At 44.8% G+C, this 14354-nt stretch carries 14 protein-coding genes; 5 read left to right on the plus strand and 9 right to left on the minus strand.

Going from position 1 to position 14354, the window contains the following annotated elements; translation table 11 throughout:
* Positions 1 to 26 precede the first annotated feature (26 nt).
* The gene (locus tag FKN08_RS07980) at positions 27 to 1187 is read left to right on the plus strand and encodes an MFS transporter (RefSeq protein ID WP_012842235.1); all 1161 of its coding nucleotides are present in this window, start codon (positions 27 to 29) and stop codon (positions 1185 to 1187) included.
* A 48-nt stretch (positions 1188 to 1235) separates the two neighbouring features.
* Here FKN08_RS07980 and FKN08_RS07985 read toward each other — a convergent pair whose 3' ends face one another.
* Both FKN08_RS07985 and FKN08_RS07990 read right to left on the minus strand, forming a co-directional pair.
* Entirely contained in the window at positions 1236 to 1625 is a 390-nt protein-coding gene (locus tag FKN08_RS07985) for a nitrous oxide-stimulated promoter family protein (protein WP_005394584.1), read from the minus strand.
* Between the two features lie 13 nt (positions 1626 to 1638).
* Positions 1639 to 2148, minus strand: a complete 510-nt coding sequence (locus tag FKN08_RS07990) for a GNAT family N-acetyltransferase (RefSeq protein ID WP_150916495.1) — start codon at positions 2146 to 2148, stop codon at positions 1639 to 1641.
* A gap of 136 nt (positions 2149 to 2284) precedes the next feature.
* On the opposite strand from FKN08_RS07990, the gene FKN08_RS07995 reads away from it, so the two are divergent.
* A complete protein-coding gene (locus FKN08_RS07995; RefSeq protein ID WP_012842232.1) occupies positions 2285 to 2476 on the plus strand; it encodes a DUF2986 domain-containing protein in 192 nt (63 codons plus the stop codon).
* A 49-nt stretch (positions 2477 to 2525) separates the two neighbouring features.
* Here FKN08_RS07995 and FKN08_RS08000 read toward each other — a convergent pair whose 3' ends face one another.
* The gene (locus tag FKN08_RS08000; RefSeq protein WP_170891745.1) at positions 2526 to 4697 is read right to left on the minus strand and encodes a TonB-dependent receptor; all 2172 of its coding nucleotides are present in this window, start codon (positions 4695 to 4697) and stop codon (positions 2526 to 2528) included.
* A gap of 89 nt (positions 4698 to 4786) precedes the next feature.
* Entirely contained in the window at positions 4787 to 5524 is a 738-nt protein-coding gene (locus tag FKN08_RS08005) for a siderophore ferric iron reductase (RefSeq protein ID WP_104970740.1), read from the minus strand.
* Positions 5525 to 5944: 420 nt separating this feature from the next.
* Here FKN08_RS08005 and FKN08_RS08010 point away from each other — a divergent pair, with 420 nt between their 5' ends.
* A complete protein-coding gene (locus FKN08_RS08010; RefSeq protein WP_005394592.1) occupies positions 5945 to 7276 on the plus strand; it encodes an anaerobic C4-dicarboxylate transporter in 1332 nt (443 codons plus the stop codon).
* Positions 7277 to 7364: 88 nt separating this feature from the next.
* Here FKN08_RS08010 and FKN08_RS08015 read toward each other — a convergent pair whose 3' ends face one another.
* Positions 7365 to 7853 carry an NYN domain-containing protein gene (locus tag FKN08_RS08015; protein ID WP_170891746.1) on the minus strand — a complete coding sequence of 163 codons (489 nt, stop codon included), beginning with the start codon at positions 7851 to 7853 and terminating at the stop codon, positions 7365 to 7367.
* Positions 7854 to 7970: 117 nt separating this feature from the next.
* Here FKN08_RS08015 and FKN08_RS08020 point away from each other — a divergent pair, with 117 nt between their 5' ends.
* On the plus strand, positions 7971 to 8411 hold the full coding sequence (locus FKN08_RS08020) for a DUF4174 domain-containing protein (protein ID WP_012842228.1): 441 nt from the start codon (positions 7971 to 7973) through the stop codon (positions 8409 to 8411).
* A 13-nt stretch (positions 8412 to 8424) separates the two neighbouring features.
* On the opposite strand, the gene cobA is transcribed toward FKN08_RS08020, so the two are convergent.
* The 4 genes from cobA to nirB form a co-directional block, all read right to left on the minus strand.
* Complete coding sequence (cobA, locus tag FKN08_RS08025; RefSeq protein WP_170891748.1) at positions 8425 to 9183, minus strand: uroporphyrinogen-III C-methyltransferase; 759 nt, start codon at positions 9181 to 9183, stop codon at positions 8425 to 8427.
* 172 nt (positions 9184 to 9355) lie between these two features.
* Entirely contained in the window at positions 9356 to 10207 is an 852-nt protein-coding gene (locus FKN08_RS08030) for a formate/nitrite transporter family protein (RefSeq protein ID WP_065646042.1), read from the minus strand.
* Between the two features lie 196 nt (positions 10208 to 10403).
* On the minus strand, positions 10404 to 10727 hold the full coding sequence (nirD, locus tag FKN08_RS08035) for a nitrite reductase small subunit NirD (RefSeq protein WP_046875391.1): 324 nt from the start codon (positions 10725 to 10727) through the stop codon (positions 10404 to 10406).
* Between the two features lie 13 nt (positions 10728 to 10740).
* Positions 10741 to 13305 carry a nitrite reductase large subunit NirB gene (nirB, locus tag FKN08_RS08040; RefSeq protein ID WP_170891749.1) on the minus strand — a complete coding sequence of 855 codons (2565 nt, stop codon included), beginning with the start codon at positions 13303 to 13305 and terminating at the stop codon, positions 10741 to 10743.
* 529 nt (positions 13306 to 13834) lie between these two features.
* Between nirB and rnk the strand changes: the two genes are divergently transcribed.
* On the plus strand, positions 13835 to 14242 hold the full coding sequence (rnk, locus tag FKN08_RS08045) for a nucleoside diphosphate kinase regulator (RefSeq protein ID WP_005394604.1): 408 nt from the start codon (positions 13835 to 13837) through the stop codon (positions 14240 to 14242).
* Positions 14243 to 14354 lie beyond the last annotated feature (112 nt).

A 14354-nucleotide genomic window follows, 5' to 3' on the forward strand; every position in this document is an offset into this window, starting at 1 on the left:
TTCATTTAACTTATAGGCGCAAAACAGTGGAAAACACAGTCGTTCCTGCAGCATCACCACGAGTTACAGTTCCAGTCGTCGCACTGTCTCTTTATGCGGTGGCTTCGGGCTATTTAATGAGCTTGATCCCTCTCATGCTCGGTGAATACAACATCTCAGCAGATTATGCGAGTTGGTTGGCGAGTGTTTTTTATGGCGGCTTATTGGTCGGCGCGATGTTTATTGAGCGTGTCGTGCGTCAAGTTGGTCACCGTAAAGCGTTTATTGGCTGCTTAGCGGCATTCTCGCTAACGATTGTCACGCTACCCGTTTTTGCTAATGGGTTAGTGTGGCTTGCTGCTCGTTTTATCGCAGGTATTGCCGTTGCGGGCGTTTTTGTCATTGTTGAATCTTGGCTAATGTCTGGCGACGAAGCATCGCGTGCGAAGCGTTTGAGCTTGTACATGCTATCGCTTTATGGCGGTTCAGCATTAGGCCAATTTGGTATTGGCGTGCTTGGCGTAAGTGGCGGCGTTCCGTTTATCGCGATCACGACGTTGATCCTAATGGCGATGTTGGTGCTAATGTTTATTGAGTGTGAACAACCAAACAGCCATGAATCAACCGCTTTGTCATTTAAGCAAATTGCCAAGCTAAACCATGCTGCAATTATTGGTTGTGTTGTATCAGGTTTGACCTTAGGCGCGATCTACGGATTAATGCCTGTTGAGCTCACTAACCGTAAAATCAACCATCAAGACATTGGTACATTGATGGCATTAGTGATCCTAGGTGGCATGTTGGTTCAACCAATGGTGACCACATTGAACAAATACATGAGCCGCACAGTGTTAATGGCGTTCTTCTGTATTTTGGGTATTTTTTCGATCGGTTTGACCTTTATTTCATCGTCAGCCGTGGTATTAGCTGCTGCTTTATTCTTTTTAGGTGCAGCTACTTTTGCCTTGTACCCAATTGCGATCAACTTAGGTTGTGAAGGACTTGATGAGCGCTTTATTGTCTCTGCCACACAAGTCATGCTGTTCAGCTACAGCATTGGCTCTGTTGCTGGCCCGGTTGTGGCTGATAAATTTATGGGCCAAGAACATGGCTTACTAGGCTACTTGTTTGCCGCTTTGGTTGCGACTGGCGTATACATGCTACTTGCAGCGAGTAAAACTAAGCAGCGTATGGCGGCTGGCCTCTAACCACACAACTTCCACTCAACGAAAACGAGGGCATGTCGCCCTCGTTTTTTATTCTTCGCTTTTTTGTTTAGATAAACGTTTGTGACGGTTTGACGCGTTCGCTGCAGGTTTTTCCGGTACCGCGCGCTTTTCATGAAGTAAATGACGAACCGCCAAGATGGGATGTTTCAGTAGCATTCTGGGGCCAGAGTAACGCATGACCAAACGCATTTGCTCTTTCGGGTCCGGTTTATAACAGTGAATCGGACACTTGTTACACGTCGGTTTATTCTCTCCGTAAGGACAACGGTCAAGACGAACTTCTGCGTATTCAAGCAGCTCACGACATTCTGAGCACAAGTCACTTTTTGTTCCATGGTGATCGTGACAGTAAACCTCTACCATGGCTTTTACCGTCTTAAATTCAGTGGCGAGCTTGCCAAGTAAAATATCGCTCATGAGCTTCCAAAAATCACAACGTCATTGTGTAAAGTTCTAACGTTCGACCATTATCGTATTGCTGCTCAACTCGTTCAAACTCAAAGCCCAGTTTTTTGAGCAAACTTATACTACGAATATTGTCATTGTTGGTGATGGCAGCCAACTTATCGAGTTTCATTTCCTCTCGAGCATATTCCAGCACCGCGGTTGCCGACTCGACTCCGTAGCCGCAACCATAAGCAGAAGGTAAAAAACCATACCCAAGATCGTAGTGTTGCAATGTGTCACGCTTAACTAGCCCACAAATACCGATCGGCTGTCCATCGTCCTTTTTCTCTACTACGAGTAAACTCACGCCTTTAACTTTTTGCATGCGTAGCATGTTTTCTTTTATATAACGCGCCGCTTCATATTCAGTACGAATTTGTTTATCTCCGACAAAACGGTAAAAGTCTGGGTGGTTATAAAGTTCTAATATGAATGGTGCATCATCTACACTCACAAGACGTAATATCAAACGTTCAGTGATCAGTGTTTTCATTTGGACTCCATTAAAACGCGAGAGATGATTGGACATAGAAACGTACTTGAATCTTGCGACCGACGTAAGGGCTTATTTAGTTGTAACTTGATAAAAAAATAACTATCCTGCCCCGCTAAATTAAAGGACCACCACCATGAACCGCAAGAAGAAAATCAATCAGATCTTAAAAGCGAAGCAGAAGAAGCATAACGCTAAGCTACATAAGAGCAATAAGCCGCGTTATATCTCCAAAGCTGAACGTGCAAAAATGGAAGCTGAAGAGCAAAACCAAGCTTCGGAAAGCACGGAAAATGTTGTAGACACAGTGCCGACAGATCAAGCCTAAAAGAAAAGCCGCTTTAAGCGGCTTTTTTGATACTCGAAGAGAGTTAGCTTTAGTATTCAACACTGTAGTTCAGTGTGAATGTGCGACCTCTTCCTTTGTAGTCGTACGCTGCTGCATCGTAGTGTGCTGCATAGAGAATCTGCGCACGTTGACCCCAAGCGGTTGTGTAGTCTTCGTCAAATAGATTTTGAATACCAAAGCCTAACTGCCCAACAGGTAGTGTTACATTACCCAGAAGATCAAACGTGGTGTAGCCCTCCAACTTATTGTTGGCGTCATCTTCGTAATCAAACATCGTCTGACTTTGTAGACGAATCGAGTACGAATCTTGGTAGTATGCAGCCCATGCATTAGCCTTAGACGTACTGGCTTTACCTGCGCTCAAATCTTCCCATTTACCATCGGTTTTCAGCTCAGAAACTACGTAGTGTCCTGATGCCCCTAACAGGATATCGCGGGTCACCCAGTAATTGATGTTTGCTTCTGCACCGTAAACACGCTGCTCGTCGTCAACATTCGTAATCAACAACGTTTTTCTATCATACTTGATGGAGTTGTCTGAAAGCGAGTAATAGCCTGCCGCCTGAAGCGCAAGAGAGTTGGTATCAAGACGGTAACCGATCTCATAGCTGTCCGTTTTAATACCTGACATTTTTGAGTCAGACACATTAATGCTGTTGTTCAACGCATAATGACCGTTTGCATCCACAGCATCATAGCTGCCTTGACCATAGTACTTCGCAGGGTCAGCAAGTTCGAAACCTTGGGAGAAGTTTGCCCAAAGTTGAGATTCATCATTAATCTGATAAATGGTGCCCAAATTAAACAGACTTACAGAGTAGTCGGTGCTGCCACCTGGTACCGCATCCGCTGACACCCCCTTACCCGAGGCAATCTTCTTTTGTACGCTATAGGCAACAAAGTCATCAATCTTGTTGTCCATGTATTGATAGCGGTAGCCTGCTTGAACAGACCAATCTTGATTAATTTGATAGTCACCTTGAACAAACATTGCGTAAGACGTTACATCTACACCTGGGTAACGACCAACTTCGGCGTACGTTTTATTAATCAAGTTTCCAGAGTTGTTTGCAATGCTTGGATCGAATAGAGCTTGATTGCTCTCAAAACGGTCTAAATACGCATCAACACCATAAACAAGGTTGAATGATTCCCAGTTTTTTGCCAGTGCCAAACGTCCAGCAAAAATCTCTGTCTTTTGCTGAGAAGCACCTTGGTAATAAGGAGTAAACGTTTGGTCTTCACTTCGGTAAGACAACTCGCCAATCAGTTGATGGTCGAATACGCTGTCGTGAGCGTAGTTCGCACTTAAGAGAACTCGCTCTGTACCGTGTTCACGATCGGAATCGAATCCCTCTCGTACATCAACAAATTTATTGTTAACAATGTACAAGCCGTATGGCGAATCTTGCTGGCTGTCATAGTATTGTGCGACAAGGTTTAACTTGCTGGCATCGGAGATTTGAATCTCTGTCGATCCCATCACATCAAGCGTCGAGTTGTATTGCAGAGAACCTTGGGAAATATCTGGGGTGACAATGTCGCCATTTGCGTCAAATGCATCTTGTGTCTCGGTGTACACAACCGAACCCCTAGCGGCAATTCGCTCATTACCACCTGAGATAGACTGCGCTAGTTTATAATCAAAGTCATCGCTGCTGTTAAAGCCTGAAGTCCCACTCACGTAGGATTCAAATGACAAGTAATCGGAGTAAGCTTTCTTGGTGATAATGCTGATAACACCACCTGTAGCGCCAGCCCCATAAATGGAGGTTGCACCAGATAGTACTTCAATTCGCTCGATGTTGAATGGGTCAATCGCATCAAGCTGACGACTAATTGGGCGAGAAGACTGCAGTGAGACACCATCAATCATCACCAACATCGCTCTGCCACGCAGGTTCTGGCCGTAGTTAGTTCGACCACCCGTACCAACGTCTAACGAAGGAATGGTCGCAGAAAGAATGTCACCAAGTGTCTTGCCCGCGCGATATTGTTGGGCAATTTCCTCTTGCCCTACAAACCAAACCGTTCCTGGAATATCAGAGATCGATTTCGGCATCACACTGCCCACGACTACCATTTGTTCATCACTTGGTGTTGATGTTTGTTGAAGTTCTTCCGCAGCTATTGAGCTAACTGCGTATCCACTGCTCATCGCAAGTACGATGAGATTAAGAGAAAACGTCCTTTTTATCATTGTATTTATCTTTTTGTTGTCAACAAGAGCATGCAATGATACTTATTCTCACTCTCAAATCGAGCACTGTTACATAAGTTAACCAAATGTTAATTAGGATTATGCTTGCTCATAAGCTGTCGATTTTTTTCTAAACGAGGACAATCTTCACAAAGCTTTCTGCCTTCACACTTATAGACTAAACAACAGCTTTTTCTGACCAATTTTAGCGGCTGATCCAGTGACGTCTCATAAAGTGAATGACTATTGTTGGCATCTAAACCCAATGCCTGTAACCACAAGATGGCATGTTCACGCAATGTCGTGTTGGTCATTTGCGGAAAACGCTGTTGAAGACGAATCAAACAAGCCATGATCCCATCCGACATCAATTGATGAGTGAAGCCTGGGCGAATGCGCGTCCATTGACTCATTTCTTGTTGGTAGAAATCGAACAACTCTCGAATTTGACGTCCGGCCTCTTTTATTAATTCTTCTGGCTTACCATGTATATGTGTTTCATCAGCGAATCGATATCCAGACACAAAACAAGGCTTGAGTTGCTGCGCCATCTCACGAATGTTTGGCAACGTGTGGAAACCGTAAATAGAAATGAACGCAACATAAACAGGCTGCCAACACAACAAATCCCACGTTCTCGTCAACCAATACGCTTTTCCCGCTTCCGGATGAGCCTCAGACAACTGTTGGTAAAGGCCTTGAATGATCGGATTGATATCATTTTCGATATGAATAACTTCTTGCCCTATTTCGCCAATATCACCGTGCAGGTAAGGCGTAATCTCACTCGAAGTTTGAAATAGTTGCGGGAAAAATTGCTCAGACATGATGGTTTATTGTTGGTGTAGTCATTCTGACACCTTTATACCCAAGCACTAATCGCAATGCAAACTATTATCCTTTGTGTTCACATAACAAAAGCCTATTCTCATCTGTGGTCTCTGCCTCTATTTTCAAGCTCTTTGCGCCCGTAAGGTCTGGTTACGTATGCGATGAATAGCAACAAACTCTTAAACCTCTTCGCATTTAGCGCTGACATGATCGCAAAAATACACAGCATAAAAACACCCTGATAAAACTGTGTTAACAGTTTCCCTGTGTAGCGTGAGTTATTGCCAATAATTGAATATTGCTGTTTCTTATCCAAAGGAGTGTGAACAACATGAAGTATTTTCTTTCTGAATATCGGGACAATGTAATTAAGTAATTTGGCTATATAGCCCCCTGTTTTGAATAAGGAAATCCACATGTTGTATCTTGAGTTTCTATTTTTGCTCGTGATGCTGTATATCGGCTCACGTTATGGTGGTATAGGCCTTGGGGTCGTATCTGGTATTGGTTTGGTGATTGAAGTCTTCATCTTTAAGATGCCGCCAACCTCCCCTCCTGTCACCGTTATGTTGATCATCCTAGCAGTGGTAACATGTGCATCCATTCTTGAAGCGGCTGGTGGTTTGAAATACATGCTGCAAGTTGCCGAACGTGTGCTTCGTAAAAACCCAAAACGCGTCACCCTGATCGCTCCTTTTGTTACTTACTTTATGACCTTCTTGCTCGGTACAGGTCACGCGGTTTACTCCATCATGCCAATCATTGGCGACGTTGCACTGAAAAACGGCATTCGTCCGGAACGTCCAATGGCAGCCGCTTCCGTCGCTTCGCAAATCGCGATTACGGCCTCTCCAATTTCAGCGGCAGTGGTTTACTACTTGGCACAACTCTCTGATATTCAGCACGAGATCACTCTGCTTTCTATTTTGCTCGTTACTGTTCCAGCGACGCTATTCGGTACGTTGCTGATGTCACTTTACAGCCTAAAACGCGGTAAAGAACTGGAAGACGATGAAGAATACCAAGAGCGTTTAAAAGATCCGGTGTGGCGTGAAAAGATCCTCAACACCACTGCAACGTCTCTTGATGAAGTGCTACCAACAAGTGCTCGTAACTCTGTGTTGCTGTTCATCGCGTCTATCTTGGTTATCGTCGTTATCGCGATGTGGCCGGACATTCGTACCATCGTAGATGGCGCGAAACCAATCAGCATGGCCGTTGTGATTCAAATGATGATGCTCTGCTTCGGCGGTATCATTTTGCTTGCAACCAAAACTGATCCACGTGACGTACCAAACGGCGTAGTATTCAAATCAGGTATGGTGGCTGCCATTGCTATCTTCGGTATCGCTTGGATGTCAGATACTTACTTCCAATACGCAATGCCTCAGTTCAAATCTGGCATCGTTGAGATGGTAACCAACTACCCTTGGACGTTCGCGCTTGCGTTGTTCATTGTGTCGGTTGTAGTGAATTCTCAAGCAGCGACTGCACGTATGATGTTGCCTGTCGGTCTTGGCTTGGGTCTGGATCCTGCACTGCTTATCGGCCTAATGCCTGCGGTATACGGTTACTTCTTTATTCCGAACTACCCTTCAGATATCGCGACAGTGAACTTCGATACGTCAGGTACCACTAAGATTGGTAAGTGGTACTTCAACCACTCATTTATGTCGGTAGGTTTGATTGGTGTGATTGGTGCTTGCTGTCTGGGCTACTTGTTAGGACAAATGATCATTCCTTCATAATTAGCCAAATCAACAATAAATTAGAGGCGAGTCATTGTACGTTAGCGTACAGCCTGAATGACTCGCCTTTTCTTTGTCACGTTAGTGATTACAGTAAGAAGTCATCATCAATCGCGACAAAGTTATCTGCATAATCAATCAGAGTTTGGGATGTTAGCTTAGGTACACCATAAACGGTCACCGTTTTATTGAAGCGCTGCTGAATTCGTTCCACCAGAAGACTAAAGTCCCCATCTCCAGAAACGAGAATCACTTCCTCAACTTCAGGGGCAATTTCAATCGCATCAAGAGTAATACCGACATCCCAGTCGCCTTTCGAGCTGCCGTCACGACGCTGAATATAGGGTTTAAGCATTACCTCGAACCCAACACCGCGTAAAATGTGATGAAACTGACGCTGTTTTGGATCGTTACTCGCGATGGCATAAGCACGAGCACTCACCACCTCTTTCCCTTGCGTCGCAACATACCAAAACTGGTTGTAATCAAAATTACTGCGATACGCTTCGCGACAGGTGTAATACACATTCTGTACATCAACCAAAATGGCGATCTTTTGTTTTCTTTCTGAATTCATCTTTTCTACGCTTGATTTATTTGCTGCCTACCCTAAGTCAGTTTTGGTAAAAGCACAATGAGCCAATTCCACTAAACTTAACGTATAAACGGTATTTGGGTTTCTAGGGGAACTGTCATGGGCGGAAAGTTACTAGTGATACTACTTTCTTGTATCTTGTCATCGACAGCATTCGGTTATCCAGCACATTCAAAGTACTGGCCGCATCGGAGTGTGCTTTACTTCGCTCCAGAAAACGATGAATACGTTAAACAATTCTTGCTAGAAACACTTATGAATGAGTGTGAGTTGGAAGACAGAGATGTGGTCACATTAGTCATTACAGAACAAGGCTATACGTCTCCAGCTTGGCTCAAAGAAGAATTTGATTTGAAAATGCTTGCCAAGCTGTATGAAATTGAAAAAGGTTCACATACCGCAATTTTACTTGGTAAAGATGGCCAAGAGAAATACCGATGGGGCGCAGAAACGGATTGGCCATTTATCAACAACTTGATTGATCAAATGCCAATGCGTAAGCAAGAAATGCAGAGACGTCATAGCCCCTGCAAAATCTAACCATTAGACGAACTTATTTTCTAAACCAGTCTAGTTTGTTGTGCAACTGAGTCACGCTGCCAACGACGATCAATGCTGGACTGATCGCCTTCTCAGCCATTTCAGAAAGTTCGTTCAATTTTCCTTGGAACACGCGCTGCTCTGGGCGGGTACCGTTTTCAATAATTGCGCATGACATCTCAGGATCTAATCCATGAGTGATCAGGTTATCCATGATATGACCGCTTTGCTTCAAACCCATGTAGAACACAAGTGTGTTGTTAGATTGCGCTAACGAATGCCACTCAATTTCGCGACCGTCTTTTTGCACGTGACCCGTAATAAATTGAACGCTTTGCGCGTGGTCACGGTGCGTTAATGGAATACCCGCGTAAGCCGTCGCGCCCGCCGCCGCGGTGATCCCCGGCACCACTTCGTATTTGATGCCAAATTCGGCTAGCTCTTCTAGCTCTTCACCACCGCGTCCAAAGATGAAAGAATCACCACCTTTTAGGCGCACAACGCATTTACCTTCTTGTGCTTTTTGTACCAAGATTTGGTTAATTTGATCTTGAGGTACACAGTGAAAGTCCAGTTTCTTGCCTACATAGATCATCTCAGCAGATGCGTGAGCCAGTTCAAGAATGTCTTTCGACACCAATCGGTCATACACCACAACTTCAGCCACTTGAATCGCTTTCAAACCTTTGACCGTCAGCAAGTCTGGATCGCCCGGACCTGCACCAACTAAAGAAACAAAGCCGCTGTTTAAAGATGAGTTCGCAGTAGTCATATCAACGCCTATCGGAAATTTGGATATAAAGAGTAACACTCACGTTATTAACTTAAGGTTTAAACTACCCCAAGGAGTTATTACTTTTTATAGCTAAATCAATACAATATCTATTGAAAGTTAAATGAGTTGAATAGCCCCACCCGCAAAAGATAGGGCCATATAAAGCGGTTTATTTTGCGATTGCAGGTTCTGCTTTTACTTCTTCTTCAACTACGCAGATAGAAGGCGCTGTTTTCGCATGAGTTAGATACAGTGGCAGACAAGTCATTACGAGACCACCAACGATGTTACCTAAGATGGTTGGGATAAGGTTGAAGTTCAACCAAGTCGCGATACCAAAATCCGCACCTAAGATCATACCCAGTGGGAATAGGAACATGTTTACTACTGTGTGCTCGAATACTAGCGCGAAGAAGATGAAGATTGGGAACCACATCATCGCTACACGACCAGATACTGAACGTGCCGTCATGTTGCCGATCACGCCTAGGCACACCATTAGGTTACAGAAGATAGCGCGTACAAAACACGTGATCCATCCGTCCATACCCATGTTTTCGAAACCAAGGCTACGGGCAGTCGATACAGCGACAAACTTCTTCGCTACCGCGTTGAGCTCTAGAGAGAAGTTACCGGTTAGAGAGATTGCGACTAGGTAAGCCACAATTAGAGAACCAATCAGGTTACCCAAACCTACCAATCCCCAGCAACGGAAAATACGACCCCAAGTGATACCCGGACGGTTAGCAAACTTAGCCAAAGGAGCAAGACCAAAAACACCTGTGACAAGGTCGTAACCCATCACACTGAGAATCACAAAGCCCACAGGGAAAACAAGCGCCCCCACAAGGCCAATGCCCGTTTGTACAATCGCGGTAATAGCAACCACCACCGCAAGAGACAGAATAACGCCTGCCATCGTGCCGCGAAGCAGAAGATCTCGTGTGCTGGTATTAATTTTCGCTTCACCCACGTTGATCATGGTTTGCACGAATTCAGCAGGTTTAAAGTCTGTAGACATGAATGTGTCCTTATTCAAAATTGAAAGTTAAAAAGTTAAAGATTGAATAGAGAAAGGCTTCCCGTTGACACCCACTGCTGTCGACATCATCTCGCTTCCCTGTTCCCCCAAGATGACGCTTGGAAAGCCTTTGTCTATTGAATCTAAGTACTCGGTGCATTCCCTCCCCTTAAGGAGGAGGGAATGCAAACCAAGCTTATGCAGAAATTTCTACTTCACCGTTGGTTACGCGCGTTTTATACGCTTTCACGTTAAAACGCTCGTCTTCCATGCACGCACCTGTTGTCAGGTTAAAGCGTTGCTTTTTAAGTGGGCTTGCTACCCAAAGTTCGCCTTGGTGCTCACAAATCAAACCGCGAGAAAGCACGTTTGATTGGAAGAACGGGTCTGTGTTGCTGATCGCCAGCACTTCTTCTGCTTGTGTTGGGCGGAATACCGCAACTTGCTGACCATCAACCAGTGCACAAACGCCAGTGCCCGGTACGATGTCGTTGATTTGGCAAATCTTTTCAAATGACATGTTCAACCTTCCCTTATGCTTCAGTGATCGCTACGTGTAGGATGTCGCCTTTCGCTTCAGGATGTTTCTCCGTGAAGGTCGCTGGACGATGCTGTTCGCGCTCTTGAACAAACACAACATTGTCATCGCGCTTGTCAGAGTTGATGAAGTGTGCGAAACGAGTCAGTTGTGATTCGTCGTTGATAGTCGCAGTCCACTCACACTCGTACTCGTCTACAAGCTTCGCTACGTCAGCTTCTAGTTGAGCGTTGATGCCAAGCTTGTCGTTAACAATCACTTCGCGTAGGTAGTCAACGCCACCTTCCATGTTTTCCATCCAAACTGATGTGCGTTGTAGTGGCGCAGCAGTACGGATGTAGAACATCATGAAGCGGTCGATGTACTTGATTAGCGTTTCTTTATCTAGGTCACTTGCAAGTAGGTCTGCGTGACGAGGTTTCATGCCGCCGTTACCACATACGTACATGTTCCAACCTGCGTCAGTCGCGATAATGCCAAGGTCTTTACCTTGTGCTTCCGCACACTCACGAGTACAGCCAGAAACACCGAACTTCATCTTATGAGGGGTACGAATGCCTTTGTAACGGTTCTCGATGTAAGAACCCAGACCAACAGAGTCTTGAACGCCGTAACGACACCACGTTGAGCCCACACATGTCTTCGCCATACGAAGTGCTTTTGCATACGCTTGACCTGTTTCGAAACCAGCGTCGATAAGCTTGCGCCAGATCTCTGGAAGATCGTCTTTTTGAGCACCAAACAGACCAATACGTTGAGCACCGGTTACTTTGGTGTATAGGTTGTACTCTGCAGCAACGTTCGCTAGCGCACCCAATGCTTGAGGTGTAACTTCACCACCCGCCATACGTGGGATTACGGAGTAAGTACCATCTTTTTGAATGTTACCTAGGAAGTTATCGTTGGTGTCGTGCAGCTTAACCAGTTGTGGCTTAAGAATGTGCTCACCCCAGCAAGAAGCCAAGATAGAACCAGCCAGTGGTTTACAAACTTCACAGCCGTAACCTTTACCGTATTTCTCTAAAAGCTCATCAAACGTTTTGATCTCTTCGATACGGATTAGGTGGAACAACTCTTGGCGCGAGTAAGCGAAGTGCTCGCAGACGTCGTTCTTCACTTCAATACCCGATTTAGCAAGCTCTGCGTTTAGAACAGAAGTGACTAGAGGAATACAACCACCACAGCCTGTGCCAGCGCCAGTCACTGCTTTGATGTCGCCCAATGTATGGTGGCCATCAGCAACCGCTTGTGCGATCTTGCCTTTGGTTACATCGAAACATGAACAGATCACTGCGCTTTCTGGTAGAGCGTCGGCACCTAGTGCTGGTTTCTCAGCGCCTGCGTATGCAGGAAGGATCAAGGCATCTGGGTGTTCTGGTAGGTCGATTTCGTTCAACATCAATTGAAGCAAATCGCCGTAGTCAGACGTATCACCCACTAATACCGCACCAAGCAGTTTCTTGTTGTCTTCAGAAACGATAAGACGTTTGTAAACTTCTTGTTCTTCGTTTTGGTAAACGTAACTCTTACAACCTTCAGTGCGACCATTCGCATCACCGATAGAGCCCACTTTCACACCAAGCAGTTTTAGCTTCGCAGACATATCAGCGCCTTCGAATTTGCTTTCTGTGTTACCTAGTAGGTGATCAACGGCAACCGTCGCCATCTTGTAACCCGGAGCAACAAGACCGTAGAACATGTCGTTCCAAGACGCACACTCACCAATAGCGTAGATGTTCTCATCAGAAGTCTGGCAGTGGTCGTTGATGGCAACACCACCACGAGGGCCAACTTCTAGCTCCATTTGACGAGCTAGTTTGTCTTGTGGACGAATACCTGCAGAGAATACGATGAAGTCTGTTTCTAGCTCTGAGCCGTCAGCAAAACGCATAACATTGCGTGCGTTTGTGCCTTCTGCCGCAATCTCAAGCGTGTTTTTGCTGGTGTGAACGTTCACGCCCATACGCTCGATCTTTTGACGAAGTTGGTTACCACCAGCAAGGTCAAGTTGCTCAGCCATCAGCTTTGGTGCGAACTCAACAACGTGTGTTTCTACACCCAATGCTTTTAGTGCGCCTGCTGCTTCAAGACCGAGTAGACCACCACCGATAACCACGCCGGATTTACTGTTCTTCGCACACGCTTCGATCGCTTTAAGATCTTCGATAGTACGGTAAACAAAACAGTCTTTGCTTTCGTGACCTTTGATAGGTGGAACAAATGGGAATGAGCCAGTAGCAAGAATCAGCTTGTCGTATTGAACTTCGCGACCAGTGCTTGAGTACACGATGCGGTTGTCACGGTTGATGTTAATCGCGCGTTCGCCGATCAGCATGTTAATACCGTGTTTCTCGTAGAAGCCTTCTTTCACTAAAGAAAGTTCATCTGCAGTATGGTGAGAAAAGTAAGAGGAAAGGTGCACACGGTCGTATGCGACACGAGGTTCTTCACAGAAAACCGTAATGTCCATATTAGACATATCAGCTTTCTCGACTAAGTCTTCAATATAACGGTGCCCTACCATACCGTTACCGATGACTACTAGCTTCAACTTGCTCATTATAATTCCTAAGGGTTAGGTTCTTATCACTGAGCTCATTGTTAATTGTGAAAGAAAATTAATACATGATGTAAATCAATTACAATTTCAAACTACCCCAAAGGGGTAGATAAACGTTTTTATCTTGATATTGAAGAATAAAAGGTAATTTATTAACGGATGTTGGTAGTTTTTACAAAATGAGATAACCGCAGTCATGCTCACAAAGGGCTATACAGTTTTGGCTTTTACAGAATGGCAATGATTGTCGAGTTAAACCACGCTAACGATAAACCCTGCTTTGTTTAAAAACAAAGCATTCGTTTTAACCTAGCCGTTTCAAGGCTATTAAAGGTGAACAACTGAAGTGACTGAAAGTTTTAGAAAAATCAAGTCTCACAACAAAAATCTTTTACTAGCTAAGTCGCACTATAAAGACTAGAATCTGATTTAGTTCATATGGAATAAAATCCATATGATTGATACCGTAATTGACATATAGAGTGCCGTCCCATGTTTGTGAGGCGGCCTTTTATTTGGGAGTCATAAAATGTCAGAAAACAATTCTATCTACATTTCAAGCTTAGATATGAACCGAATCACGGCTTTGTTGGATAAAATGCCAAACATCGCGGCGGAGCTTGTTGAGCTAGAAGCAGAGCTAGACCGTGCGACGGTTCTTGAGCCAGAACAAATGCCAGATAATGTGGTCACGATGAACTCAACTGTAGAGTTTAAATTTGCAGGTGAAGATAGAACCATGACAAAGACACTGGTTTACCCATCTGAGCTGAAAAGCAGTGATGATATTTCCATTTTTGCGCCCGTAGGCAGCGCACTGATCGGTTTGTCTGTTGGTCAAAAACTTGAATGGCCAATGCCAAATAATCAAGTGAAGACAATTGAAATTGTCGATATCACCTACCAGCCTGAGCGTTGTGGTGCACTAAACCGCTAACCCTCAGTAGTCCCGGTGCAAAGGCCTCATTTATGACTTTGCACCAGGAGAGCCTCTCGCTTATCCCCTATTTCCTTCTTTGTTTTTCCAAGCATTTACTTTGCTGCTCTTA

The sequence above is a fragment of the Vibrio sp. 1-2 (7-a) genome (assembly GCF_013048515.1).
GTDB classification, from domain to species: Bacteria; Pseudomonadota; Gammaproteobacteria; order Enterobacterales; family Vibrionaceae; genus Vibrio; species Vibrio diabolicus.